The organism is Lysobacter soli (genome assembly GCF_009755585.1).
Lineage (GTDB): Bacteria > Pseudomonadota > Gammaproteobacteria > Xanthomonadales > Xanthomonadaceae > Lysobacter_J > Lysobacter_J soli.
In genome coordinates, this window is sequence record NZ_CP046603.1 from 459,617 (window position 1) to 483,579 (window position 23,963).

At 69.8% G+C, this 23,963-nt stretch carries 22 protein-coding genes; 11 read left to right on the forward strand and 11 right to left on the reverse strand.

Annotated elements, in window-relative coordinates:
* Nucleotides 1-227: 227 nt before the first annotated feature.
* From GOY17_RS01985 to GOY17_RS01995, 3 genes are all read left to right on the forward strand, one after another.
* Nucleotides 228-1,235, forward strand: coding sequence for a sugar kinase (locus tag GOY17_RS01985; protein WP_157029073.1), 1,008 nt, complete (start codon nt 228-230; stop codon nt 1,233-1,235).
* Nucleotides 1,222-1,857, forward strand: a complete 636-nt coding sequence (gene eda, locus GOY17_RS01990) for a bifunctional 4-hydroxy-2-oxoglutarate aldolase/2-dehydro-3-deoxy-phosphogluconate aldolase (protein ID WP_157029074.1) — start codon at nt 1,222-1,224, stop codon at nt 1,855-1,857. Before GOY17_RS01985 ends, eda begins: the two co-directional genes overlap by 14 nt.
* Nucleotides 1,858-2,048: 191 nt before the next feature.
* Entirely contained in the window at nt 2,049-2,432 is a 384-nt protein-coding gene (locus GOY17_RS01995; RefSeq protein WP_115841128.1) for an HU family DNA-binding protein, read from the forward strand.
* A gap of 185 nt (nt 2,433-2,617) precedes the next feature.
* Here GOY17_RS01995 and GOY17_RS02000 read toward each other — a convergent pair whose 3' ends face one another.
* Both GOY17_RS02000 and GOY17_RS02005 read right to left on the reverse strand, forming a co-directional pair.
* Entirely contained in the window at nt 2,618-3,226 is a 609-nt protein-coding gene (locus GOY17_RS02000; protein ID WP_157029075.1) for a nucleotidyltransferase family protein, read from the reverse strand.
* The gene (locus GOY17_RS02005) at nt 3,223-4,251 is read right to left on the reverse strand and encodes an XdhC family protein (RefSeq protein ID WP_232338505.1); all 1,029 of its coding nucleotides are present in this window, start codon (nt 4,249-4,251) and stop codon (nt 3,223-3,225) included. Before GOY17_RS02005 ends, GOY17_RS02000 begins: the two co-directional genes overlap by 4 nt.
* A gap of 211 nt (nt 4,252-4,462) precedes the next feature.
* On the opposite strand from GOY17_RS02005, the gene GOY17_RS02010 reads away from it, so the two are divergent.
* The 3 genes from GOY17_RS02010 (at nt 4,463) to GOY17_RS02020 (ending at nt 7,920) form a co-directional block, all read left to right on the forward strand.
* Entirely contained in the window at nt 4,463-4,918 is a 456-nt protein-coding gene (locus tag GOY17_RS02010; protein WP_115841130.1) for a (2Fe-2S)-binding protein, read from the forward strand.
* 214 nt (nt 4,919-5,132) lie between these two features.
* Nucleotides 5,133-7,322, forward strand: coding sequence for a xanthine dehydrogenase family protein molybdopterin-binding subunit (locus GOY17_RS02015; RefSeq protein WP_157029076.1), 2,190 nt, complete (start codon nt 5,133-5,135; stop codon nt 7,320-7,322).
* 10 nt (nt 7,323-7,332) lie between these two features.
* Nucleotides 7,333-7,920, forward strand: coding sequence for a hypothetical protein (locus GOY17_RS02020; protein ID WP_157029077.1), 588 nt, complete (start codon nt 7,333-7,335; stop codon nt 7,918-7,920).
* 71 nt (nt 7,921-7,991) lie between these two features.
* Here the strand turns inward: GOY17_RS02020 and GOY17_RS02025 are convergent, their stop codons facing one another.
* From GOY17_RS02025 to GOY17_RS02040, 4 genes are read right to left on the reverse strand one after another with little or no spacing between them, the layout of a single operon-like run.
* Nucleotides 7,992-11,153, reverse strand: a complete 3,162-nt coding sequence (locus GOY17_RS02025) for an efflux RND transporter permease subunit (protein ID WP_198173898.1) — start codon at nt 11,151-11,153, stop codon at nt 7,992-7,994.
* A 7-nt stretch (nt 11,154-11,160) separates the two neighbouring features.
* Entirely contained in the window at nt 11,161-12,408 is a 1,248-nt protein-coding gene (locus GOY17_RS02030) for an efflux RND transporter periplasmic adaptor subunit (RefSeq protein WP_157029079.1), read from the reverse strand.
* Nucleotides 12,405-13,682 carry a TolC family protein gene (locus GOY17_RS02035; RefSeq protein WP_157029080.1) on the reverse strand — a complete coding sequence of 426 codons (1,278 nt, stop codon included), beginning with the start codon at nt 13,680-13,682 and terminating at the stop codon, nt 12,405-12,407. Before GOY17_RS02035 ends, GOY17_RS02030 begins: the two co-directional genes overlap by 4 nt.
* A 54-nt stretch (nt 13,683-13,736) precedes the next feature.
* Entirely contained in the window at nt 13,737-14,120 is a 384-nt protein-coding gene (locus GOY17_RS02040) for a hypothetical protein (RefSeq protein WP_157029081.1), read from the reverse strand.
* Between the two features lie 105 nt (nt 14,121-14,225).
* On the opposite strand from GOY17_RS02040, the gene GOY17_RS02045 reads away from it, so the two are divergent.
* The 5 genes from GOY17_RS02045 to GOY17_RS02065 all read left to right on the forward strand — a co-directional run bounded on the left by GOY17_RS02045 (nt 14,226) and on the right by GOY17_RS02065 (nt 18,197).
* Nucleotides 14,226-15,164, forward strand: a complete 939-nt coding sequence (locus GOY17_RS02045) for an energy transducer TonB (protein WP_157029082.1) — start codon at nt 14,226-14,228, stop codon at nt 15,162-15,164.
* A 35-nt stretch (nt 15,165-15,199) separates the two neighbouring features.
* Nucleotides 15,200-15,907 (forward strand): alpha/beta hydrolase, encoded by a 708-nt coding sequence (locus GOY17_RS02050; protein WP_157029083.1) that lies wholly within the window; start codon nt 15,200-15,202, stop codon nt 15,905-15,907.
* An 83-nt stretch (nt 15,908-15,990) separates the two neighbouring features.
* The gene (locus tag GOY17_RS02055; protein ID WP_115841478.1) at nt 15,991-16,731 is read left to right on the forward strand and encodes a LytR/AlgR family response regulator transcription factor; all 741 of its coding nucleotides are present in this window, start codon (nt 15,991-15,993) and stop codon (nt 16,729-16,731) included.
* A 44-nt stretch (nt 16,732-16,775) separates the two neighbouring features.
* Nucleotides 16,776-17,693 carry a hydroxymethylbilane synthase gene (gene hemC / locus GOY17_RS02060; protein ID WP_157029084.1) on the forward strand — a complete coding sequence of 306 codons (918 nt, stop codon included), beginning with the start codon at nt 16,776-16,778 and terminating at the stop codon, nt 17,691-17,693.
* A gap of 135 nt (nt 17,694-17,828) precedes the next feature.
* Nucleotides 17,829-18,197, forward strand: coding sequence for a hypothetical protein (locus tag GOY17_RS02065; protein WP_157029085.1), 369 nt, complete (start codon nt 17,829-17,831; stop codon nt 18,195-18,197).
* 23 nt (nt 18,198-18,220) lie between these two features.
* Here the strand turns inward: GOY17_RS02065 and GOY17_RS02070 are convergent, their stop codons facing one another.
* The 5 genes from GOY17_RS02070 to GOY17_RS02090 form a co-directional block, all read right to left on the reverse strand.
* Complete coding sequence (locus GOY17_RS02070) at nt 18,221-18,883, reverse strand: DUF481 domain-containing protein (RefSeq protein ID WP_115841140.1); 663 nt, start codon at nt 18,881-18,883, stop codon at nt 18,221-18,223.
* A 96-nt stretch (nt 18,884-18,979) separates the two neighbouring features.
* Nucleotides 18,980-19,954 carry a dimethyl sulfoxide reductase anchor subunit family protein gene (locus GOY17_RS02075; RefSeq protein WP_157029086.1) on the reverse strand — a complete coding sequence of 325 codons (975 nt, stop codon included), beginning with the start codon at nt 19,952-19,954 and terminating at the stop codon, nt 18,980-18,982.
* Nucleotides 19,955-19,964: 10 nt separating this feature from the next.
* Complete coding sequence (locus GOY17_RS02080) at nt 19,965-20,735, reverse strand: 4Fe-4S dicluster domain-containing protein (protein ID WP_157029087.1); 771 nt, start codon at nt 20,733-20,735, stop codon at nt 19,965-19,967.
* 8 nt (nt 20,736-20,743) lie between these two features.
* Entirely contained in the window at nt 20,744-20,956 is a 213-nt protein-coding gene (locus tag GOY17_RS02085) for a hypothetical protein (protein WP_157029088.1), read from the reverse strand.
* Nucleotides 20,953-23,817: a molybdopterin oxidoreductase family protein gene (locus tag GOY17_RS02090; protein WP_157029089.1), complete on the reverse strand. Its 2,865-nt coding sequence runs from the start codon at nt 23,815-23,817 to the stop codon at nt 20,953-20,955. Before GOY17_RS02090 ends, GOY17_RS02085 begins: the two co-directional genes overlap by 4 nt.
* Nucleotides 23,818-23,963: the final 146 nt, after the last annotated feature.

Below are 23,963 nucleotides of genomic sequence, written 5' to 3' on the forward strand. Positions count from 1 at the left end.
CAAAGGCGCTTGTTGACTGGCTCAGGACGCTTGCTAAGGTGTTCCGTACGGTGGAATGACACCGATGGTCAAAACCCTAGCACCTGAGTTGGCGGATCGCATGCTGCGGTGCGCCATGGGCTCGCCGGAGCCCGGTCGCGGCAAGGCGGGACGGCCCGGGAAGCAGGCAGAATCGTCGCGGTTTTCGAATCGATGGGAGCAGGAATGAGCGCAATGAGGAACCCGGCGTGAGCCGCGTGGTCTGTTTCGGTGAACTGCTGCTGCGCCTGTCCGCGCCGGGCCGCGAGCGCGTGCTGCAGTCGCCCGCGCTGGACGTGCACATCGGCGGTGCCGAGGCCAACGTCGCCGTTCTGCTCGCGCAGCTGGGCCATGATGCGGCGATGGTGTCGACCGTCGCCGACAACGCGCTTGGCGCCGCCGCAGTCGGCGAACTGCGCCGCCAAGGCGTGGACACGCGTGCGGTGCGCGCGGCCGATGGGCGCATGGGCCTGTACTTCCTGTCGCACGGCGCGATGCAGCGTCCGAGCGAAGTCCTGTACGACCGCGCCGACTCGGCCTTCGTGCGCCATGCCGGGTACGACTGGGACGCGCTGCTCGACGGCGCGCAGTGGTTGCACCTGTCCGGCGTGAGCCCGGCGCTCGGCCTGGCGACGGCGCAGGCGACCATCGACGCGGCGCGCGCCGCGCGGCGCCTCGGCGTCAAGGTGTCCTTCGACGGCAACTTCCGCGGCAAGCTCTGGCAGGCGTGGGACGGCGACGCCGCCGGCCTGCTGCGGCAGATCTTCGAGGAAGCCGACATCGTCTTCGCCGACCATCGCGACATCGCCATCGTGCTCGGCGAACGCGTGCCGTCCGAAGGCGAGCGCGCCGTCGCCGAAGCCGCCACGCGCGCCTTCGCCGCGCTGCCGAACCTGCAATGGCTCACCTGCACGCTGCGCACGCAGCACAGCGTCGATCGGCACACGCTGTCGGCGGTCATGGTCGAACGCGACGGCACGCGTCGTCGCGCGCCGGATTACGAACTGGACGGCATCGTCGATCGCATCGGCACCGGCGATGCGTTCGCCGGCGGCGTGCTGCATGGCCTGATCCAGGGCATGGCGCCGCCGGAAGTGCTGCATTTCGGCCTCGGTGCCGCGGTGCTCAAGCATTCCATCCCGGGCGATTTCTGCCTGGCCAGCGCGCAGGAAATCCACGACGTGACGTCGCAGGCGGGCTTCCATGTCCGCCGTTGACGCGCAGGCGCTGCTGCACGGGCATCGCGTCATGCCCGTGTACACGCCCGCCAGCGTGGACGAAGCGCGGGCCGTGGCGCGCGCGCTGCAGGCCGGCGGTATCGGCGCGATCGAAGTCACGCTGCGCACCCCGGCGGCGATGGGCGCGGTCGCCGCGCTCGTGCGCGAATTGCCCGACATGCGCATTGGCGCGGGCACCGTGCTGGAGGTCGAACAACTGCGCCGGCTGAAGGACGTCGGCGCGGCATTCGCCGTGTCGCCCGGCAGCACGCCCGAACTGCTGGCCGCCGCGGTCGATCTGGAGATCGCGTACCTGCCGGGCGTGGCGACGGGCAGCGAAGTGATGGCCGCGCTCGCCGCGGGCCATCGACTGCTCAAGGTGTTTCCGGCCGAACCGATCAATGCGCTCGAACTGATCGACGCCTGGCGCGGCCCGTTCGCGCAGGCGCGCTTCTGCCCGACCGGCGGCATCGACGCCGCGCGTGCCCGCGAGTACCTGCGCCGATCCAACGTCGCCTGCCTCGGCGGCTCGTGGCTGACGCCGGCCGATGCGTTGCGCGAGGGCGATTGGGCGCGCGTGGAAGCCCTCGCGCGCGAGGCGGTGGCGCTCGCGGCGGAGTGACGCAGCGCGTCGAAAACCGCGCATCCAAGCACCGTGCCGGCACCCGGAACCGGTCGGGATCGCCAAACCTGCCTAATTCCCGCACTTTTTCGTGCAAAACCACTTGGCGGCGCGTTGGTGTTGCCCTACATTCCGCTTGCCTAGCTGCGGTTTACGGGCATCCATCAACCATCGAGTATCACGAGACACATATGGCGAAGACGAAGAAAGTGGCAAAGAAGGCCGCCCCGAAGAAGGCCGCTGCCAAGCCGGCCGCTCCGAAGCCGATCAAGGAAGTGCTGTCCAAGTCGGGCCTGGTCGCGCACCTGTCGGAAACGACGGGCGTGGTCGCCAAGGACGTCCGCAACGTGCTGGCCGCGCTGGAAGGTGCCGTGCACGCTTCGGTCAGCAAGAAGGGCGCGGGTGCGTTCACCCTGCCGGGCCTGCTGAAGATCACCGCCGTCAGCGTTGCGGCCAAGCCGAAGCGCAAGGGCATCAACCCGTTCACCAAGGAAGAGCAGTGGTTCGCTGCCAAGCCGGCCACGGTGAAGGTCAAGGTCCGTCCGCTGAAGAAGCTGAAGGACGCCGCGGCCTGATGACCGCCTGGATGCGGCGCGCGCACGCGGCCGCATCCTGTTGACGCATTCCGGGTAAGGGCAGGAACGAGGGACGAGTCGGCGGTTTACGCCGCATCTCGCGCCTGGTTCCTGCCCTTATCCGTTTTTGTATTTGTAGAAGCGACGAAGGAACGCGATTGCGTGTCGTCGCCAGCGGCGATCGGTCAATCCGCCGCGTCCAGCCAGCCCCGCGCCACCGCTTCGGCGACATCGGCGGGCGTATCCAGATCCAGCGCCAGTTCTGGCGCATCCAGCGTCCAGGCGCTATCCAGCGCGCTCAGTCGCGCGCCCAGGCCCGCATCGCCGCGCAGCGTGCGCGCATCGTCGAGCAATCGCGCACTGACCACGACCGGCACGCCGAGGCGTTCGCCGTGGCGGGTCGCCGCGCAACCAGCGGGCGCGTGCGCGGCGCCGTCGAGGAGCGCGCGCAGGTGGTGTTCGTCCATCGCGGGCTGGTCGCAGACCAGGATCAACGCCGGCAGCTCGACGCCATGCAGCGCGTTCGCGGCAGCGGCAAGGCTCGTCGACAGGCCCTGCGCCCAGTCGGAATTGGCGATCAGCTCCAGCCGATGATCCACCGCGATCACCTGCAGCGCCGCCGCCACGTCGTGCGCATGCGCGCCGGTGACGACGAGCAGCCGCGCCGGATGCGTCGCTGCCGCAAGCCGCACCGCGCGATGCACCAGCGCCTCGCCGTCGCGCGTCAGCAGTTGTTTCGGTCGGCCCAGTCGCGTGCTGCCGCCGGCGGCCAGGACGATCGCCGTGTGCCTCACGCGGGCGTGCCGTGCAGGTGACGCTGCAATTGCGCGGCGATGCTCAGCGCGATCGCCTCCGGCCCGCTGCCGCCCAGGTGCAGCCCGACCGGCGAATGCAGGCGCGGCAGCAGCGCCTCGCGCGCGTCCCCGGGCAGCACGCGGAACAGGTCGTCGCGACGACGCACCGGACCCAGCAGGCCGATGAAGCCAATCGGCGATGTTGCCAGCGCGTGCAGCGCCTCGCGATCGAGTTCGAAGTTGTGGTGCATCACCAGTGCGACGTCGAACCGTCGCATCGGCGCGACGAGGGCCTGCGCCGGCGTGAGTGCCGGCGCGTGGTCGGCGAGCGCGCCTGCACCGCTCCAGCGCGGGCGGCGTTCGACGAGCGTGGTCGTCGCGCCGAAGGCGCGCAGCATCGGCAGCAGGAAGGGCGTTTCCGGCCCCGCGCCGAACACGATCACCGACGGTGCCGCCGGCACGGTGATTGACCAGCGCGATTGCGCATCGGGCCAGGAAGGCGCTGCGGCCAGCACGCGGAAGGTGCTTTCGTTCGCCGCGTACGCAAGTTCGACCGTGCCGTCAGCATGGACGCCGAGCCGCAGCGGTTCGCCTTCGCCCCACGCCTCGACGTGCGTGATCCAGTCGCCAAGCAGCGCAAGCGGCAGCAGCGCGATGCGCAGCCGCCCGCGGCAACCGACGGCCGATCCCGAAAGCAGGTCTTCGTCGAAGCGCGTGTCGATCTCCATGAAATCGACCTGGCCCGCGCGCGATGCGTCACCGGCGCGCTGGGCGATTTCCGGCTCCAGGCAACCGCCGCTCAGCCAGCCGACCTGCGCGCCATCACCATCGAACAACGCGAGCGCACCGGCGCGCACGTAGGTCGAGCCGCTGGTTTCCAGCACGACGGCGAGCGTGGCGGAGGTGCCGCGCCGCAATGCGGCGACGGATGCCTCGAGCACGGCGCGCGCGCCGCCGACAGGCATCGCACCGGCGGATGTCGATGTGGAGGCGAACGTGTTGTCGGGGATTCGCGAGAGGTCCATTGGCGAAGGATCTGCGGCGCGCCGACGCGGCAACGTGATCGGCAGGGTACGGGAGCAACTCGGCACAACGCGCGATGCCGGAGGATCGGGCAAGGATCGGCGACGAACGGGCTAGCGGCCCCGACCATGTCGGAGGTCTACTGTAGCGGCCCGGTCCGCCGCGCGAGGCGACGGTAAGACCCGGTCGCCCCCAGCCGCCGCGAGGGATTCCATGAAGCTGCAAGTCAACGGCATCGAACACGATGTCGACGCGCCGCCCGACATGCCCCTGCTGTGGGTGCTGCGCGACGTGCTCCACCTCACCGGCACCAAGTTCGGTTGCGGCATCGCGCAATGCGGCGCCTGCACCGTGCACGTCGATGGCGCCCCACGCCGCGCATGCGTCACGCCGGTGTCCACGGTGGAAGGCAAGGTCGTCACGACGATCGAAGGCCTGTCGAAGGACGGCATGCACCCGGTGCAGCGCGCCTGGACGGAGCTGGACGTCGTGCAGTGCGGCTACTGCCAGTCCGGCCAGATCATGTCCGCCGCCGCGCTTCTGGCGAAGGTGCCAGCGCCGAGCGATGCCGACATCGACCAGGCGCTGTCCGGGAACATCTGCCGCTGCGGCACCTATCAGCGCATCCGCGCGGCGGTGCACCGGGCAGCGGAGTTTGGAAAGGCTTGAAGTTTCAACAGGACCTTCCCTCATCCATCCCCGGGGTCAGAGCCCCTCTCCCACCGGGAGAGGGGTTGGGGTGAGGGGCAACGGAGTGTCGAGGTCGAACCGCCAGTGCAGTGAGGCGCTGCGAGTTCGATGCCTTGCAGCCCCGTTCCCCCTCATCCGCCCTTCGGGCACCTTCTCCCGCAGGGAGAAGGGAAACAGAACGCGGAGACGCGACATGAATGCACGGCTGAACTCCTCCCGTCGCACTTTCCTCAAGTCCACCGCGACGATCGGCGCCGGCCTGGTCGTGGCCTTCGTCGTGCCCGGCGCGCGTCGCTTCGCGCAGGCCGCGCCCGAGGCGGCCGCCGCCGCATCCACCGGCCTTGAACCGAATGCCTACCTCCGCATCGCGCCCGACGACAGCGTCACGGTGCTGCTGGCGCATTCGGAGATGGGGCAGGGCATCTGGACGACGCTCGCGATGCTGGTCGCCGAGGAACTCGACGCCGACTGGACGCGCATCCGCGTCGAACACGCGCCCGCCGCGCCGCCCTTCGCGCACACGGCCTTCGGCATGCAGATGACCGGCGGATCGACCACGACCTGGTCCGAATTCGACCGCTACCGCCAGGCGGGCGCGACCGCGCGTGCGCTGCTGGTCGCGGCCGCCGCACAGAAGTTCAACGTGCCGGCCGCGCAGGTGCGCACCGAGAACGGCACGGCAATCGCGGGCGATCAACGCGCGCGTTACGGCGAACTGGCCGTGCAGGCCGCCACGCTGCAGGCGCCGGCGAAGGTCGCGCTGAAGGATCCGAAGGACTGGAAGCTCATCGGCCATCCCACCAAACGCCTGGATTCGCCGGAAAAGATCACCGGCCGCGCGCAGTTCGGCATGGACGTGCAGTTCGAGGGTTTACTCACCGCGGTGGTCGCACGCGCGCCGGTGTTCGGCGGAACGGTGAAATCCTTCGACGCGACCGCCGCCAAGGCCGTGCCGGGCGTGCGCGACGTGGTGCAGGTGCCCAGCGGCGTAGCCGTGGTGGCCGATCACTACTGGGCGGCCAAGCTGGGCCGCGACGCGCTGAAGGTCGAGTGGGATGCCGGGCCCAACGCCGCGCTCGATACCACATCACTGCACGAGCAGTTCCGCACGCTCGCGCTCACCGATGGCCTGCTCGCCAAACAGGCCGGCGACGCGAAGGGCGCGCTCACCCGCGCCACGCGCACCCTGGAGGCGCAGTACCACGTGCCGTACCTGGCGCATGCGCCGATGGAACCGCTCAACGCCACGGTGAAGTTCGAGAACGGCGTGTGCGACATCTGGACCGGCACGCAGTTCCAGACGCTGGACCAGCAGGTCGCCGCGAAGATCCTCGGCATCACCCCCGACAAGGTGAACATCCACACGACCTTTCTCGGCGGGGCGTTCGGCCGGCGCGCCACGCCGACGTCGGACTTCGTCAGCGAAGCGGTCGAAGTCGCCAAGGCCGCCGGAAAGCCGGTGAAAACCGTCTGGACGCGCGAGGACGACATCCGCGGCGGCTACTACCGGCCGATGTACGTGCAGCAGGCGCGCATCGCGCTGGACGATGCGGGCAAGCCCGTCGCGTGGCACCACGTGCTGGTGGGGCAGTCGATCCTGATCGGCTCGCCGTTCGAGGCGATGATGGTGAAGGGCGGCATCGACGGGACGTCGGTGGAAGGCGTGGTCGATTCGCCCTACATCGTCGATCTTGCCGACCATCGCATCGACCTGCATTCGCCACGCACGGGCATTCCCGTGCTGTGGTGGCGCTCGGTCGGCCACAGCTACAACGGCTTCATCATGGAAAGCCTGGTCGATGAGCTGGCGCATGCCGCGAAGCAGGATCCGGTGGAATACCGCCGCGCGCTGCTGGCGAGGCACCCTCGCCATCTGGCGGCGCTGAACCTGGCGGCGGAGAAATCCGGCTGGGGCTCGCCGCTGGCACAGGGCCGCGCGCGCGGCGTCGCGGTGCACGAATCCTTCGGCAGCTTCATCGCGCAGGTGGCGGAAGTATCGATCGATCCCAATCCCGGCCCGCGGCACCGCGTGCGCGTGCATCGGGTGGTGTGCGCGATCGATTGCGGCGTCGCGGTCAACCCCGAGGGCGTCCGCGCGCAGATGGAGTCGGGCATCGCCTTCGGCCTTGGCGCCGCGCTGCACAGCGCGGTGACGTTCAAGGACGGGCGCGTGCAGGAATCCAACTTCCACGATTACCGCGTGTTGCGCATGGACGAGATGCCGCAGATCGAGGTGCACATCGTCCCGAGCACCGAAAAGATGGGCGGCGCCGGCGAACCCGGCACGCCGCCGATCGCGCCGGCGGTGGCCAACGCGATCTTCGCCCTCACCGGACAGCGGTTGCGCGAACTGCCGCTGCGCCTGCCCGACACGGTCGCCTGAGGAGAACGCCATGCGGGCTTTCCGCTCACTTCCGCTCATCGTCCTGGCGCTGCTGGCCGCGTGCGCGCCGAAGGTCGATCCCGAACAGCAGGCGCAGGCGCTGGCCGCCTTCTCGACGGTGGAGAAGGTGTTCCAGCATCCGCGCTGCAGCAACTGCCACATTCCCGGCGATGCGCCGCTGCAGTTCGACACGCAGACGCCGCACATGATGAACGTGGTGCGCGGGCCCAAGGGCGAGGGCGCGCCGGGTTTGCCGTGCGCGTCCTGCCACGGCGACGCGAACCTGCCGGAAAGCTACGGCCTGAACGCGCCGCCGGGCGCGCCGCACTGGGCGCTTCCGCCGCCGGACCAGAAGATGGCGTGGATCGGCGTTTCGTCGCACGAGCTGTGTTCGATGATCCAGGACCGCAAGCGCAACGGCGATCGCGACATGGAGGCGATGTTCAAGCACGTCGCCGAAGACAAGCTGGTCCTGTGGGGCTGGGCGCCGGGCGGCAATCGCGTGCCGGTGCCGGTGCCGCACGATGAATTCGTGCGCGCGTTCCGCACGTGGATGGACGCCGGCGCGCCGTGCCCGGAGGCACCGGCGCGCGGTTGATCCGTCGTCCGTCCCAGGAAGCGGCTCTGCCGTCATCCGCGCCTTCGCGAGGATGACGGCAGCGAAGGGCATCAGGCGGTGCCGCGCCGATGCGCCCACGCATACAGCGCCGGCAACACCAGCAGCGTGAGCAGCGTCGACGACACGATGCCGCCGATCACCACCGTCGCCAGCGGACGCTGCACTTCCGAGCCCGCGCCGACGTTCAGCGCCATCGGCACGAAGCCCAGCGACGCCACCAGCGCGGTCATCAGCACCGGGCGCAGCCGGCCGAGCGCACCGTCGACGATGGCGTCGTGCAACGGCATCCCGGATTCGCGCAGGCGGCGGATGAAGCTCACCAGCACCAGCCCGTTGAGCACCGCCACGCCCGAGAGCGCGATGAACCCGACGCCGGCGGAAATCGACAGCGGAATGCCGCGCAGTGCGAGCGCGATGACGCCGCCGGTCAGCGCGAGCGGCACGCCGCTGAACACCAGCGCGGCGTCCTTCGCCGAACCGAACGCCCAGAACAGCAGCGCGAGGATCACCACCAGTGTCACCGGCACCACCACGGCCAGTCGCTGGCTCGCCGAAATCAGCTGCTCGAACGTGCCGCCGTAACCGATCCAGTAGCCCGGCGGCAACGTCACGTCGCGTTGCACGCGCTGCTGGAGTTCGGCGACGAAGCCGCCGAGGTCGCGTTCGCGCACGTTGGCGGTGACGACGACGCGGCGTTTTCCATCCTCCCGGTTGATCTGGTTCGGGCCGAGCACGGTCTCGATCCTCGCCACTTCGCGCAGGGGCACGGTGCGCGGCGCGCCGGCGGCCCAGGTCGCATCGCGGCTGGATTCGTCGGCGTTGCCGCTTTCGCGCAGCGGGATCGGCAGGTCGGCCAGTCGCGCAGGATCGGAGCGCAGCGCTTCGGGCAGGCGCACGACGATATCGAAACGGCGGTCGCCTTCGAACAATTGCCCCGCCACTTCGCCGCCGATCGCGGTCGCAACGGTGTCCTGCACATCGCCCGGGTTGAGCCCGTAGCCGGCGAGCGCGCGGCGGTCGGGCGCGATCGACAGCAGCGGCAGTCCGGTGGCCTGTTCGCTCTTCACGTCGGCCGCGCCCGGCACCGTGGCCATCACGGTTTCGACCTCGCGCGCGACGCGTACCAGGGTGTCGAGGTCGTCGCCGTACACCTTCACCGCGACGTCCGCGCGCACGCCGGAAATCAGCTCGTTCATGCGCATCTGGATGGGCTGGGTGAACTCGTAGTTGTTGCCGGGCAGGCGTTGCGCGACGGCTTCCATTTCCGCCAGCAGGCGCGCCTTCGGCTTGCGCGGGTCGGGCCACTCATCGCGTGGCTTCAGCATCACGTAGGTGTCGGTGACCGAAGGCGGCATCGGGTCGTTGGCGATTTCCGCCGTGCCGATCTTGCTGAAGACGCGCTCGACTTCCGGCATCGCGCGGAAACTGCGCTCCAGCTGCGCCTGCATCGTCACCGCCTGGCTGAGGCTGGTGCCGGGAATGCGCAACGCGTGCACGGTGACGTCGCCTTCGTCCAGGCCCGGGATGAACTCGGTGCCCAGTCGCGTTGCGAGCAGTGCGCAACCGGCGACCAGCACGCCGGCGGCACCGATCATCACCGCGCGATGCGACAACGACCATGCCAGCGCGGGCCGATACGCGCGCTGCGCCCAGGCGACGACGCGGCTTTCCTTCTCCGCGACGCGGCCACGCAGGCACAGAGCGATCGCCGCCGGCACGAAGGTGAGCGACAGCAGCATCGCGCCGGTGAGCGCCAGCACGACGGTAATCGCCATCGGGTGGAACATCTTTCCCTCGATGCCGGTGAGGACGAAGATCGGCAAATACACCGCGGTGATGATGCCCAGGCCGAACAGGCTCGGACGGATGACTTCCGCCGTCGCCGATGCGGTGAGGTCGTGGCGTTCCTCGTCGGTGAGCTCGCGCGCCAACGCGTGCTGCGCTTCGCCGAAGCGGCGCAGGCAGTTCTCGACGATGATCACCGCGCCGTCGACGATCAGGCCGAAGTCGAGCGCGCCCAGGCTCATGAGGTTGCCCGAGACGCCGCCGCGCACCATCCCGGTCATCGTGAACAGCATCGACAGCGGGATCACCGCGGCGGTGATCAGCGCCGCGCGCAGGTTGCCCAGCAGCAGGAACAGCACGACCAGGACCAGCAGCGCACCTTCGACGAGGTTCTTCGTCACCGTCGCGATGGTGCGGTCCACGAGTGCGGTGCGGTCGTAGACGGCGTGCGCCTTGACGCCCGCGGGCAGGCTCGCGTTCGCCGCCTGCACTTTGGCCGCCGCAGCCTGCGCGACATCGCGGCTGTTCGCACCCACCAGCATGAAGACGGTGCCGAGCACGACTTCGCGGCCGTCCTGCATCGCCGCGCCGTTGCGCAGTTCCGGGCCTTCGCCGACCTGCGCGACATCGCGCACGCGGATGGGGACGCCGTCGCGACGGTCGAGCACGATGTCGCGGATCGCGTCGAGGTCGGCCACCTGGCCCGGCACGCGCACGAGGAACTGCTGCCCGTTGCGTTCGATGTAGCCAGCACCGACGTTGCGGTTGTTCGCCGCCACCGCGGTCACGACGTCGCGCAGGCCGAAGCCCAGCGCGACCAGGCGCGCCGGATCGGGCGTGATGTGGATCTGCCGCGCGTAGCCGCCGATGGTGTTCACCTCGGTCACGCCCGGCGTATTGCGCAGCTGCGGGCGCACGACCCAGTCCTGCAGCGTGCGCAGGTCGGTGGAATTCCACGGCGTGCCGTCGGGTTTGCGCGCGGCGGGATCGGCTTCGACCGTGTACATGAAGATCTCGCCCAGCCCGGTCGAGATCGGCCCGAGTTCCGGCTCCAGGCCTTCGGGCAGCTGCGATTTCACCTGCTGCAGCCGTTCGGCCACCTGCTGCCGCGCGAAGAACAGGTCGCTGCCGTCCTTGAAGACGACGGTGACCTGCGACAGCCCGTAGCGCGACAACGAGCGTGTGTAGTCGAGTTTCGGCAACCCGGCCAGCGCGGTCTCGATGGGGAAGGTGACGCGCTGTTCGGCTTCCAGCGGCGAAAAGCCCGGCGCCTGCGTGTTGATCTGCACCTGCACGTTGGTGATATCGGGCGTGGCGTCGATGGGCAGGCGCTGGAAACTCCACACGCCCAGTGCGATCAATGCCGCCGTCAGCGCCATCATCAGCCAGCGGTGGCGGATGGCGAAGCGGATGAGTCTTTCGAGCAGGCCGGCGTCAGTGGTCATGGGACGCCCCCGACTTCTCGATGTCCGCCTTCACCAGATAGCTCTGTTCGACCACCACCTCATCGCCTGCGCGCAAGCCCGACAGCACTTCGACCTGCGACGCGTCGCGGCGCCCGAGTTCGAGCGGCCGCACCTCGTAGGTGTCGCCGACGCGCACGAACACGACATCCCAGTCGCGGAAGCGCTGCAACGCCGACAGCGGCACCGCCATGGCGACCGGCTGCCGCGCGACGGTGACCTTCGCGCTCACCGCCGAGCCCGGGCGCCACAGCCCATCGGCGTTGTCGAGCGTCGCGCGCGCGACCGTGCTCTGGCTGGCGGTCGCCGTGCCTGGCAGGACGCGCTCGAGCGTCGTCTGTGCCTGCACGCCGTCGCTCATGCGCGTGACCGTCACCGGCACGCCTGCGCGCAGGTGCGTGGCGTCGGCGCCGAACACATGCAGGTCGACCCAGAGCGTCGACAGGTCGGCGATCTCGAACAGCGGCGCGCCTTCGCCCGCGACCGCGCCGACCGCGGCGTTGCGCGACAGCACCACGCCGGAAATCGGCGCGGCGACGGTGTATTGCGACAGGCTCAGGTTGCTTTCGATGCTCGCGAGCGGCTGCCCGGCGCGCACGGCGTCGCCGACGTTGGCGCGCAGGGCGCGGATCGGACCCGGAAAGCGCGCCATCGCGCTGGCGACGCGGCCTTCGACTGGCGTGAGCAAACCCTGGACTTCGTGCTCGTCGGCGATCACGCCCGGCCCGGCCTTCGCGACGCGGATGCCCGACTGCCGTGCGACGGCGGCGGCGATGACGGTGCGACCCTCATAGCTCGGGAAGTTCCAGCGCAACGTGCGGCCGTCGATGCGCGCGGTGACGACGACGTCGAACGAATGCGGTTCGCCGACGATGCTGTCGGCCATCAGCCGGCCGTCCTTTCGGGCACGCAGTGCGTGCGTTTCGCGCACGTTGCCCAATCGTGTGAGGGCGACATCCACTTCGCCCGCCGTCGCAGGCAGCGGCTCGTCGTCGCGGTAGAGCCAGGCTTCGTACTTCGGCGGTGTGCCGTCTTCGGCGATGGCGAGTTCGACGGTGATGTCGTCCTGCCGCAGCAGGCGACCGCCGTGCTCGCCGCGCGCATCGGCGTCGGCGCGGTCGCCTTCTGCGGCGTGATCGTGGCCGGCGCCACTCGTTCCGGAATTGCCGCAGCCGGCCAGCGCCAGCGCGAGGAGTGCGATCGTCAGTCGGAGTTTCATGGCGTGGGTTCCTGTTCCGTGCGCGCGGCGGGCTGCACGAGGGCGTCCCCGGTCAGGCGCTGGATTTCGATGAGGGCGCGGTGGGCCTCGAGTGCGGTGTCGAGCTGCTGCCGCGCAAGGGCGGTGCGTTCGGATTGCAGCTGCGCCCATTCGAGGTAGCTGATCGCGCCGGCGCGGTAGGCGCGTTCGGCGGCGGCTTCCGCGCGCGCGAGCGTGGGCAGCACGTCGTCACGAAGGCGCAGCACTTCCAGCTGCGCGACGCGATAGCGGCCGTGCGCATCCACGAGCGTCGAGTACAGCGAGATGCCCCGCGATTCGCGTTCGACGTTGAGCATCGCCAGTCCGGCTTCCGCGGCGCGGATCTGCGGCTGAGCGCGACGCGCCCCGCCCAGCGGCATCGACGCACTGGCGACGAGCGCGACGTCGTCGGTGTCGTTGAACGCGCGCACGCCCAGCTGCCAGTCGATGTCGCCCTTCGCCTGCGAACGGGCCAGCTGCCGGCGCGCTTCGCCGATGCGGCGCTCATTGGCGAAGCGCGCGAGGTCCGGCGTGCGTTCCAGCGTCGCGGCGAGCGCGTCGAAGTCGGCGATGGCGGGAAGCGCCAGCGGGTCGGTATCGCTCGTCTCGAAGCGCGGCTCGCGTTCGCCCCACAACGCGGCGAGGTGCTGCCGCGCAGCGTCCATCGTCTGCGCCGCACGCCGCTGTTCGAGCTGCGCGCGCGCCAGCGCGGCCTGCGCGGTGAGCAGCACCGATTCCGGCGATGCACCGGCCTGGAAGCGATGGCGCGCAGCGGCGACGGTGCGCGTGCGCTGGGCGATGTCGGCGTCGGCGAGGTCGCGTCGATGCTTCGCGCCGACGACGTCGAGGTAACGGCGCGCAGTTTCGGCCAGAAGGTCGAGGCGCGCGGCTTCGCGCTCGGGCGCGAGGGCGTCGATGCGGCCCTGCGCGAGCGCACGGCGTGCGTCGCGCTTGCCGCCGCGTTCGAGCACCGACGCCAGGCTCAACGTCAGCTCGGCGCCATCGACGCCACTGTATTCGCCGGTGCCGGGCGCGTTTTCCAGTTCGACGCCGGCGCGAAGGGCGGGGCGTTGCAGGGCTTCGTCGAGTTCGGCCGCGAGGATCTCGCCGCGCAGCGCGGGCAGACGAAGGTCGGGATGGGAAGCGGCGACGCGCGCGAACGCGTCGTCCAAGGTCAATCGATCGCCGGCCCGCGCGGGCAACGCCGCAACGAGCACGACGACAAGCGCGGCGGAAGCCGCGAGTCGCGAAAACATGGGAACGCTCCGATGTGGGAATGACGGAACGCCGGCGCGAGGCCGGCAGGACGGTCAGACGGCGATCGGAGGACGGAACGGCGCCGGATGCGGCGTGGGCGCGAAGGCGACGGTCTGCGCGGGCAGCGGCGAATCCAGGTGGATCCACGGCAGCGCGAGGTCCAGCCGCGGCAGCACGGCGGCCTGCTGGCCGCAGCAATGGGTCAGGTGGAGATGGCTGTCGTCGTGCGGCTTCGGGTCGTCGCCGGTCGCAGGCGGGATCGATGCAGCCGCATGGCCCTCGGCGTGCGTGTGGCCGTCGCCAGCCACGGCGGCGTGCGCCAGGAGCTCGTGCATTTCTTCCGCGATCGCCATCGACGGCTTCAGCACCACGCCGCACAGCAGCAGGCCGAGCAGCATCAGCCGGAAAGCGTAGGCGAGGGCGGGGGCGCGAAGCATCGGCGCAGGGTACGCGGCGGACGCCGCGAAACACAATTGCGCATTGCCGCGAAGCCGTCACATGCGCTGCCTAGCCTGTGCCGGCTTTTCGCAGGGGAACGTGCAATGCGGTTCGCGGGTCTGGCGGGTGCGGGTTTGCTGATGCTGGCGCTGGCCGGATGCGAGGGCGCGCGGGCGCCCGCGGCGCAGGAGGTCTCGGCCGCGGGATCCGAAGCGCTGCCCGCGCCCGTGCTCGAACAGATGGAAACGCAGCCGCTGCGCGCGCGTGCCGAAGCCGCGCTGCGCGACCAGCGCCTGCACACGCCGGCCGGCGACAACGCGGTCGAGTACTACCTCGCATTGCGCGAACGCGAATCCGATCCCGGCGTCGCCGCCGCGCTGGGCGAGATGCAGCCGTACGTGCTGATCGCCACGGAGCAGGCGCTCGCGCAGCAGCAGCTGGACGAAGCGCGCCGCCTGGTCGGCCTGCTCGCGCGCATGGACGCGCACGCGCCGGCGTTGCCGCGTCTTCGCGAATCGCTGCGCGTGGCGCAGGAACGCGCCGATCGCGAGGAAGGCGCGCGCATCGCCGATGCCGCGAAGCCTGCGCTGGCGACACCGGTGCAGGTGATGCCCACCGCGCCGCCGACCCCCGCCCGGACGAGCCTGCCGGTAGCGACCGTCACGCCCGCGCCGATGGCGACGATCGCGACGCCGCCGCCCGCAACGCCCGAGCCCGTGACGCCGAAGGAAGCCGCGCCGCCCGCGCCGGTCGCGCGCACCGAGCCGGCGCCGACTGCCTTGCCGCGCCTGCTCCAGGACGCCGCGCCGCGCTATCCGCTGGCCGCGCGCAATCGCCGCATCGAAGGGAGCGTGCAGGTCGCCTTCACCATCCAGCCCGACGGCCGCGTCACCGACGCGCGCGCCGTGTCGGCGCAGCCGGAGGGCCTGTTCGAGCAGGCCGCGCTCGCCGCCGCCGCGCGCTGGCAGTTCGAAGCGACTTCGCGCCGCGTGACCACCACGCGCACCGTCACCTTCCGCCTGCCGCCGGATCCGAACACCTGATTGGCGCGCCACGGCGCAGCGGCGACAATGCGGGCATGAACACCACCGCCCCGCTGCTGGAAACCGTCGAATTCGAAACCGGCCCGTCGCCGACGTGGACCGTGCTCTGGCTGCACGGCCTGGGCGCCGACGGCCACGACTTCGCGCCGATCGTCCCCGAACTGGTGCGGCGCGAATGGCCGGCGCTGCGTTTCGTCTTCCCGCACGCGCCGGTGCGCCCGGTGACGATCAACAACGGCATGCGCATGCGCGCGTGGTACGACATCGTGCATTTCGATTTCGACGCGCTGCACACCGACGCCAACCGCAATCGCGCCGACGAGACCGGCGTCGCCGAATCGGTGGCGCAGGTCGAGGCGCTGATCGCGCGCGAGAACGAGCGCGGCATTCCGGCCGAACGCATCGTGCTGGTCGGCTTCTCGCAGGGCGGGGCGATCACGCTGTCGGCGGGGCTGCGCCGTCGCGTTCCGCTCGCCGGGCTGGCCGGATTGTCGACCTACCTGCCGGAAGCTCCCGCGCAGGCGGCCGCGGCGCTGCAGGCGGCCGCGACGTCGCAGCCGCTGTTCATGGCGCACGGGCAGTTCGACCCCGTGGTGCCGGCGGCGATCGGCTTGCGCAGTTCTCAAGCCATGAAGGCCATGGGCTTCGACCTGGAATGGCACGACTACCCGATGGCCCACCAGGTCTGCGCGGAGGAGATCCGCGACCTGGGCGACTGGCTGTCGCGCCGTTTTGCGGGCTGAGCGTCCCGACGATTGGTAAGCCGGCCCCGCCCGGGGCTATCCTCCCCCTGAACGGCTCTGCCGGCCTGGGGATGGACGCGCCGATGAGGGTAGTGATCGCCGATGACGAACCGCTGGCGCGCGAGCGCCTGCGTGGGCTGCTCGCCGAACAGCGTGGCGTGGAGGTCGTCGCCGAGGCGGCCGACGGCCAGAACGCGCTGCACGCCTGCGCCGAACACCGTCCCGACCTGGTGCTGCTGGACATCGCGATGCCGGGCATCGACGGGCTGGAAGCCGCGCGCCACCTCGCCGCATTCGACCCACGCCCGGCCGTGGTGTTCTGCACCGCGTACGACGCGCACGCGCTGTCGGCCTTCGAGGCCGAGGCGATCGATTACCTCGTCAAGCCCGTGCGCGCCGAACGCCTGGCCGCCGCGCTGGAGCGCGTGCGCACCTTCGCCGCCGGTCGCGAGAAGAACGGCGACGGCAATGGCGCCGGCCCCGTCGGACAGCGACGCAGCCACCTGTGCGCACGCCTGCGCGGCAGCCTGCGGCTGATCCCGATCGAGGACGTGCACTACCTGCACGCCGAGGAGAAGTACGTCGTCGTGCACCACGCGCGCGGCGAGGACCTGATCGAGGAATCGCTGAAGTCGCTGGAAGACGAATTCGGCGAGCGTTTCGTGCGCATCCACCGCAACTGCCTGGTCGCGCGGCACGAGATCGTCGAGCTGCGCCGCGCGCCCGACGGCCACGTGCAGGCCGTGCTCCGCCATGGCAAGGCGCCGCTGGAAGTCAGCCGGCGGTGCGTGGCGGGGTTGAAGGAAACGCTCAAGCACCTCTGATCCATGGCAAAACGGCTGCGGCGCCTTTCCGCGATAATGTCGCGATGAAGACGCTGCGCATCGCCACCCGAAAGAGCCCGCTCGCCCTCTGGCAGAGCGAGCACGTCGCCGACCGCCTTCGCGCGACGCATCCCGGCCTGACGGTGGAACTGGTGCCGATGAGCACGCGCGGCGACGAGGTGCTCGACCGCTCGCTCGCGGCGATCGGCGGCAAGGGGTTGTTCCTGAAGGAACTGGAGCTGGCGATGCTCCGCGGCGACGCCGACTGCGCCGTGCATTCGCTGAAGGACGTGCCGATGGAACTGGAGCCGGGCTTCACGCTGCCGGCGATCCTCGCGCGCGCCGACTACGCCGACGCCTTCGTCAGCAACCGCTACGCCAACATCGCCGGACTTCCGCAAGGTGCGCGCGTCGGCACGTCGTCGCTGCGACGCCAGGCCCAGTTGCGCGCGCTGCGTCCGGACCTGCAACTCGCCGACCTTCGAGGCAACGTCAACACGCGGCTGGCGAAGCTCGATGCGGGCGAATACGACGCGATCGTCCTGGCCTGCGCGGGATTGCAGCGCCTGGGTTTCGACGACCGCATCCGCGATCGGCTGCAGGCGCCGCAGTGGTTGCCCGCGCCGGCGCAGGGCGCGGTGGCCATCGAATGCCGCGACGACGACTTCGCCACGCGCGAGCTGTGTGAGCGCCTGGACGATGCCGCCACGCGCACCTGCGCCGAGGCCGAGCGCGCCATGAACCGCGCGCTGCACGGCAGCTGCCACGTGCCGGTGGCAGCGTTCGCGCAATTGGACAACGGGCGACTGCACCTGTCGGGCCTGGTCGGTTCGGCGAGCGATGGTGCAATCATCCGTGCCGAAGGCGAAGGCCAGGGCGATGCGCCCGAGGCGCTCGGAAAGGACGTCGCCGCACAACTGCTCGCGCAGGGCGCGGGCGACCTCATCGCCGCTTCGCACTGAGACGGCTCGCCGGCCCTGCAAGCGGCCCCGCACGGTGGCGGCGGGCTCGCGTCGTGACGACGCATCGACATCGCCGACACGGCCGCCTCACCGGGCGCGACCTAGCCTGTGCGCGGTCCTGATCCGGAGTCGGACATGCTCCAGACCGCATCGATCCTCTTCGCGATGACCGCGCTCGGCGGCCTGCTCATGGCGGCGATCCGGTTCGCGACCAAGCACAATCCACCCGCATGGCTCGCGATGGGACACGGCCTGCTGGCGGCCTCCGGCCTCACGCTGGTGATCTACGCGCTGTGCACGCAGGCGGTGCCCCCGACGGTGTTGTTCGCGCTCGTGCTGTTCCTGCTGGCCGCGGGCGGCGGGGCCATCATGAGCCTGGCGTACAAATGGCGGCAGCGACTGCTGCCGGCGTGGCTGGTGATCGCGCACGCGCTGATCGCCGCGATCGCGCTGGTGTTGCTGCTGCTTGCGGTCTTTGGCGGCAGTCCCGACCAGGCGGGCTGACCGCTCCTGCTGGAACCGCCCTGCTAGAACCGCCGACGCAGCTCGATGCTGCTTTCCGCCGTTTCCTTGCCGCCGCCGCTCTGCGTGTCGTGGCGGATCGCGAAGTCGCTTTCCAGCGTCCAGTTCGGCGCGAGGTTCACGTCGAAGCTCATCGACTGCTTGACGAAGGCCTCGCCGCGTCCGCTTTCGAACTGCACGCGCTGCGTCCACGTGGCGCGTTCGCCGACTTTCTGGCCGAGGTTGAGTTCGCCGCGCAGCACCGGGCCCGCCTGGTTGATGCCGTCGTCGTACAGCGGCGCGAGGCGGTAGCCGGCGCCGAGCGTCAGGCCGACCTGCGTCGGGCCGTCGCGCATCACCTGCATGCCGTAGCGCGCGCCGATGCGGAAGTCGTTGGAGTACGACGCCTTGCTGTCGCGCGGCGTGGCTGGCGCGCTGAGCGACGTGTAGCTCTGGCTGCCAGGCAGGCGCAGCGTGCGGTGCCGCGCGTCGCCGTTGGACTCCACCGGCATGGGTGCCGCCATCGCGACCTGCCACTCCTCATCGCCGCAGCGCGTGGAAAAGCAGTACAGCCGCATCTGCGCCGGATCGCTCGCGATGGCCATCAGCGTCGGGTCGCCGGGGGTGACCGGCATCGGCAATGTCACGAAGGGGCCGCCGAGCAGGGCGAGCCCGAGCACACCGAGCATCGTCGTGAATGGGGAACGGGGAAGTGTCCATGTTGCCCATGGAAACGGTTACAGGCAAATCGGACGCGTCCGAAAATCCGTTTTCGTTCAGGGACTTCAGTAGTAAAGCGTCACCAGGTGCCGGGCCTGGGCGAAAAACAGCCAGCGTTCGACCAGCGTTCCGGCCAGCGCCAGAAGGGCCCCGAGGGTGAACACGGGGCCGGCCAGCGCGGGATTCGCCCACGCGAACCACGACGCCACCATCGGTACCACCGCGAACAGCACCAGCGCGATGAAGCGCAACGGCCGCGCATGCTTGCGCGCGAGCACGTAGCCCATTTCCTTGTTGATGTAGTTGGCCTGCGTGTTCGGGCGTTCGAACACGTCGACATCGCGTCCGGGCAGGCCGACGGCCTCGCCGCGCGTGGCGCCCAGCGGCTGGCGGTCGATGCGATACCAGTACAGGAGCTTGAGCACGCCGGCGACGATCGCCAGCGCGAAGGTCACCAGCAGGATCACGCCGAGCGCCTCGTCCGACAGCGCGGCCCAGTTCACCAGCGCCATCAGCACCAGCCAGCCGGTGAGCACCGCGAAGACGAAGTACGCCGGCAGCACCAGCGGATGACGCCACGCGGGAATGGGCTTCAACGAGGCGTAGATCATCGCGGTGCTGGCGATCGTGCACAGCGACAGCAGCGCCATGATCGCGGCCAGCAACGGCATCGCGATCCACAGCGATTGCGGCAATGCCCCGGCAATGCCGAGCCCGAGCACGGCCAGCATCGCGACCACGACCAGCGCCGTCGCCACGGCGAACACGCCTTCGCGCGAGAGCCACGACGTGCGCCACTGCGAAAAGGCGCGCCACGCACGGCCGGGCTTGCCCAGGTGCAGCATCGAACTGAGCAGACCGGCGGTGGTGAGCACGAGGCCGAGCATGAGCAGCACGCCCCACAGCAGGATGGTCGTGCCGTTGGCGGGCGCGCGGCCCTGCAGCGCCGGCAGCAGGATCAGGCCACCGGCCCACAGCAGCAGGCCGTAGCCTGCGCCGGAGAGCGTGGTGAAGGCGATGACGGAAAACGCAGGATGCATGCGAGAGGACTCAGCGGCTGAGTACGCGGTCGAGCCAGCGCAGCATCGGCGGCAGCGCGGCGGTGTCGAGGGTTTCGTCCTGCGCGGGCGCGGCGGCGGTGGTTTCGCCGGTGCGACGCGGACGCGGCGGCAGGTATTTGTTCACGGGCTGGTAGCCCAGCTGCGGCAGCAGGTCGACGCCGCCGCGCTCGGCCACGAGCTTTGACACCTTCGATTCCGGATCGCCGAGGTCGCCGAAATGCCGCGCGCGCGTCGGGCAGGCCTGCACGCAGGCCGGCTGGCGTTCTGATTCGGCGAGGTTCTCGTTGTAGATGCGGTCGACGCACAGCGTGCATTTCTTCATCACGCCTTCGACTTCGCTGTACTCGCGCGCGCCGTACGGGCAGGCCCACGAGCACAGCTTGCAGCCGATGCACTTGTCCTCGTCGACCAGCACGATGCCGTCCTCGGCGCGCTTGTAGCTGGCGCCGGTCGGGCACACGGTCACGCACGCGGGCGTTTCGCAATGCAGGCACGAACGCGGGAAGTGCAGCGTCATCGCCGGCTGCGGCATCGGGCTGGACGCATAACCTTCGGTCGCGGCGACCTCGTAGCTGTGCACGCGGTTGAACCACACGCCCGACGGGTCCTTGCCGTACGGCTTCTCGTCGGTCAGCGGCGCGGCGAATCCGCCGGCGTTCCATTCCTTGCAACTCACCGCGCAGGCATGGCAGCCCACGCAGGTGTCCAGGTCGATGACGAGCCCGAGTTTCTTCTTCGACGGCGGCGGCAGGTCGGTCATCGGAATCTTCAGCGTTTGCGGGAACTGATCAGCCAGACGCCGATCGCGAACAGGGCGATGCCGAAGGTCACGCTCGGCAGCATGCCGATCAGCACCGGCACGATCGACGTGCCCGTTTCGGCCGGGGCGATCGGATCGAACACACCGAAGCTGATGAGGATCATCACCGCGAAGCCGAGCACGATGCACAGCCAGCCGGCGAAGAGTCGGATGGATTTCATGACGAGGTTCCTTCGCGCTTCGCACGGAATTGCGCGCCGTAGCGCAGCGGCGCGTCGTCCGCTTCGCCCATCGCCAGCGGCGCGAACTGCGGCGAGCTTTCCCTCACCGCGCCGTCCTTCGGCGCAGAGCGCGCGATGCGCACGCGCAGGTCGAACCACGCCGCCTGCCCGGTCACGGGGTCGGCGTTGGCGTAATCGCCGCGCGGGGTGATGTCGGAAATCAGGTGGTTCAGCAGGAAACCCTCGCGGCCTTCCGGCGCGTCCTTGCCCAGCTTCCACGCGCCGCGGCGCTTGCCGATGGCATTCCACGTCCAGACGGTGTCGGGCTGCACGTTCGCGGCGAACTTCGCCTGCACCGTGATCGTGCCGTGGTGCGAGGTGACCTCGATCCAGTCTTCGTCACTAATGCCGTGGCGGGCCGCGGTGTCCGGATGCAGGTACAGCCAGTTGCGCGTCGCGATCTGCCGTAGCCACGCATTCTGCGAACCCCAGGCGTGGTACATGAACATCGGACGCTGCGTGACGGCGCTGAGGGGGAAATCCTCGCGCGTGGTCTGGCCGCCCTCGAAGGGCTCGTACCACGTCGGCAGGGGATCGAAGTACGTCGCCACGCGCTCGCGGTGTTCGTCCGGCGGCTGTACCGCGCCGTGGCCCTGCGCGGCGAGGCGGAATTTCTGGATCGTTTCCGAGTAGAGCTGCAGCACGATCGGGTCGGCGTGGCCCAGGAAGCCCATCTTCTGCGCCCAATCGAGATAGCCGCGGTTGGCCATCTTGAAATAGCGCGCGTCCTCGGGAACTTCGCTTCGCCAGAAGCCGCCGTTGTCGATGTAGCGCTGCAGCTGCTGCGGATTGGGCTGCCCCTTCGCCTCGACTTCCCCATGCGCACCGCGCCAGCCGGCGAGCAGGCCGACGCCCGGCGCGCGTTCATGGCGGACGATGTAGTCGGCGTAATCGCGGTACTTCGGCGATCCGTCCTCGTTCGTGAGGCCGGGCAGGCCGATGCGCGCGCCCAGGTCGATCAGCACCGACTGGAAGCCGCGAACATCACGGCCTTCGCGCTGTTTCGCCGAGTCGAGCACCGGATGGCGAATGGCGTCCGCTGCGCCGTCGGCGTCCGAAATCGGCCGGTCGAGCAGGCTGATCGCGTCGAAGCGTTCCAGGTACGTCGTGTCGGGCAGGACGAGGTCGGCGTAGGCGACCATCTCGGAGGCGTACGCATCGGCATAGATGATGCGCGGAATGCGGTACACGCCATCGTCGCGTTTGTCGGTGAGCCACGCGATGGTCTGCGCGGTGTTCATTGACGAATTCCAGCTCATGTTCGCCATGAACATCATGAGTGTGTCGATGGGGTAGGGATCGCCCGCCCACGCGTTGCGGATGACGGTGTGCATCATCCCGTGCGCCGACAACGGATACGCCCACGAGAACGCGTGGTCGATGCGGCGCGGCGCGCCGGCCTCGTCGACGACGAGGTCTTCGGGCCCGTGCACGAATCCCAGCGGGGCGGCGTCGAGCACGCCATTGGCCTGGCGCGCCTTGCCGGGGCGATTGGGGGGCGGCAGCGGCTTGGGGAACGGCGGCTGGTAGCGGAATGAACCCGGCGCATCCACCGCGCCGAGCAGCATCTGCAGCACGTGCAGCGCGCGGCACGTGTGGAAGCCGTTGCTGTGCGCGCTGATCCCGCGCATCGCATGCATCGACACCGGGCGACCCTGCATCGAATCGTGTTCGCGACCCCACGCATCGGTCCACGCGATGGGCAACTTGAACGCGCGATCGAACGCGGCTTCGGCCAGTTCGCGCGCGATGCGGCGGATCGTGTCGGCCGGAATGCCGCAGCGCTCGCTCACCGCATCGGGCGAGTACTGCGGATCGAGGTAACGCTGCGCAACCAGATGGAACGCCGGCACCGCGCGACGGCCATCGCGCAGCGTGTATTCGCCGACCACGCGCGGCGCGATGCCGGTATCGTTGGCGCGCGCGAAGCGATGCGAGTCGATCGCGCACAGCGGATGCCCTTCCAGGTCGCGTGCGAACAGGCCGTCTTCCGCGCCGCCCGGATCGTCGACGACCAGCCAGTGCGCGTTGGTGTAGCGCACCAGGTAATCCAGGTCGATGCGGTCGGCGTTGAGCAGCTCGTGGATCAGCGCGAAGGCGAACAGGCCGTCGGTGCCCGGGCGGATGCCGATCCATTCGTCCGCGATCGCGCCATAACCGGAGCGCACCGGGTTGACCGCGACGATCTTCGCGCCGCGCGCCTTGAGCTTGCCCAGCCCGAGCTTGATCGGATTGGAGTCGTGGTCTTCGGCCACGCCCCACAGCATCAGGTACTGCGTGTGGTCCCAGTCGGGTTCGCCGAATTCCCAGAAGCTGCCGCCGACGGTATAGAGCCCCGCGGCGGCCATGTTCACCGAGCAGAAACCGCCGTGCGCGGCGTAGTTCACGGTGCCGAACTGCTGCGCCCACCAGCCGGTGAGCGCCTGCGACTGGTCGCGACCGGTGAAGAAGGCCAGCTCGTCGGGATTGCGTTCGCGGATCGGCTTCAGCCAGGACGTGGCGATGTCCAACGCCTCGTCCCATTCGATCTCGCGGAATTCGCCCGAACCGCGCCCGCCCACGCGCAGTAGCGGCTTGTCCAGTCGCGCCGGCGAGTAGTGCTGCATGATCCCGGCCGAACCCTTGGCGCACAGCACGCCCTGGTTCACCGGGTGGTCCGGATTGCCCTGGATGTAGCGGATCTGCCCGTCCTTGAGCCACACCTTGATGCCGCAACGGCACGCGCACATGTAGCAGGTGGTGGTCTTCACCTCGTCGCCGATGCTGGGCGAGGTGTCGATGGCTGGCTCGGGCTGGCGCATCCGGTCATTGTGCCTGCGCGCGGCACGGGACGACACAGCCCGTGTTCCCACTGCGCTGCAGGTATTGCACGGCGTGACGGTGTTTTGCGCGTGCGTTCGCCGATGTTCCCGGCCTGCGATGCCGCGCGGCGCGTCCCTCACGCGGC

Bases quoted from the DNA above. Each gene is read 5' to 3' on its own strand.
- GOY17_RS02040 (WP_157029081.1), bottom strand. From the start codon at position 14,120: ATGCTTCGCGCCCCCGCCCTCGCCTACGCTTTCCGGCTGATGCTGCTC.
- GOY17_RS02005 (WP_232338505.1), bottom strand. From the start codon at position 4,251: ATGGACCTCTCGCGAATCCCCGACAACACGTTCGCCTCCACATCGACA.
- GOY17_RS02075 (WP_157029086.1), bottom strand. From the start codon at position 19,954: ATGCATCCTGCGTTTTCCGTCATCGCCTTCACCACGCTCTCCGGCGCA.
- hemC (WP_157029084.1), top strand. From the start codon at position 16,776: ATGAAGACGCTGCGCATCGCCACCCGAAAGAGCCCGCTCGCCCTCTGG.
- GOY17_RS01995 (WP_115841128.1), top strand. From the start codon at position 2,049: ATGGCGAAGACGAAGAAAGTGGCAAAGAAGGCCGCCCCGAAGAAGGCC.
- GOY17_RS02085 (WP_157029088.1), bottom strand. From the start codon at position 20,956: ATGAAATCCATCCGACTCTTCGCCGGCTGGCTGTGCATCGTGCTCGGC.
- GOY17_RS02080 (WP_157029087.1), bottom strand. From the start codon at position 20,735: ATGACCGACCTGCCGCCGCCGTCGAAGAAGAAACTCGGGCTCGTCATC.
- GOY17_RS02090 (WP_157029089.1), bottom strand. From the start codon at position 23,817: ATGCGCCAGCCCGAGCCAGCCATCGACACCTCGCCCAGCATCGGCGAC.
- GOY17_RS02030 (WP_157029079.1), bottom strand. From the start codon at position 12,408: ATGAAACTCCGACTGACGATCGCACTCCTCGCGCTGGCGCTGGCCGGC.
- GOY17_RS02065 (WP_157029085.1), top strand. From the start codon at position 17,829: ATGCTCCAGACCGCATCGATCCTCTTCGCGATGACCGCGCTCGGCGGC.
- GOY17_RS02015 (WP_157029076.1), top strand. From the start codon at position 5,133: ATGAATGCACGGCTGAACTCCTCCCGTCGCACTTTCCTCAAGTCCACC.
- GOY17_RS02070 (WP_115841140.1), bottom strand. From the start codon at position 18,883: ATGCTCGGTGTGCTCGGGCTCGCCCTGCTCGGCGGCCCCTTCGTGACA.
- GOY17_RS02050 (WP_157029083.1), top strand. From the start codon at position 15,200: ATGAACACCACCGCCCCGCTGCTGGAAACCGTCGAATTCGAAACCGGC.
- GOY17_RS02020 (WP_157029077.1), top strand. From the start codon at position 7,333: ATGCGGGCTTTCCGCTCACTTCCGCTCATCGTCCTGGCGCTGCTGGCC.
- eda (WP_157029074.1), top strand. From the start codon at position 1,222: ATGTCCGCCGTTGACGCGCAGGCGCTGCTGCACGGGCATCGCGTCATG.
- GOY17_RS02055 (WP_115841478.1), top strand. From the start codon at position 15,991: ATGAGGGTAGTGATCGCCGATGACGAACCGCTGGCGCGCGAGCGCCTG.
- GOY17_RS02035 (WP_157029080.1), bottom strand. From the start codon at position 13,682: ATGTTTTCGCGACTCGCGGCTTCCGCCGCGCTTGTCGTCGTGCTCGTT.
- GOY17_RS02045 (WP_157029082.1), top strand. From the start codon at position 14,226: ATGCGGTTCGCGGGTCTGGCGGGTGCGGGTTTGCTGATGCTGGCGCTG.
- GOY17_RS02010 (WP_115841130.1), top strand. From the start codon at position 4,463: ATGAAGCTGCAAGTCAACGGCATCGAACACGATGTCGACGCGCCGCCC.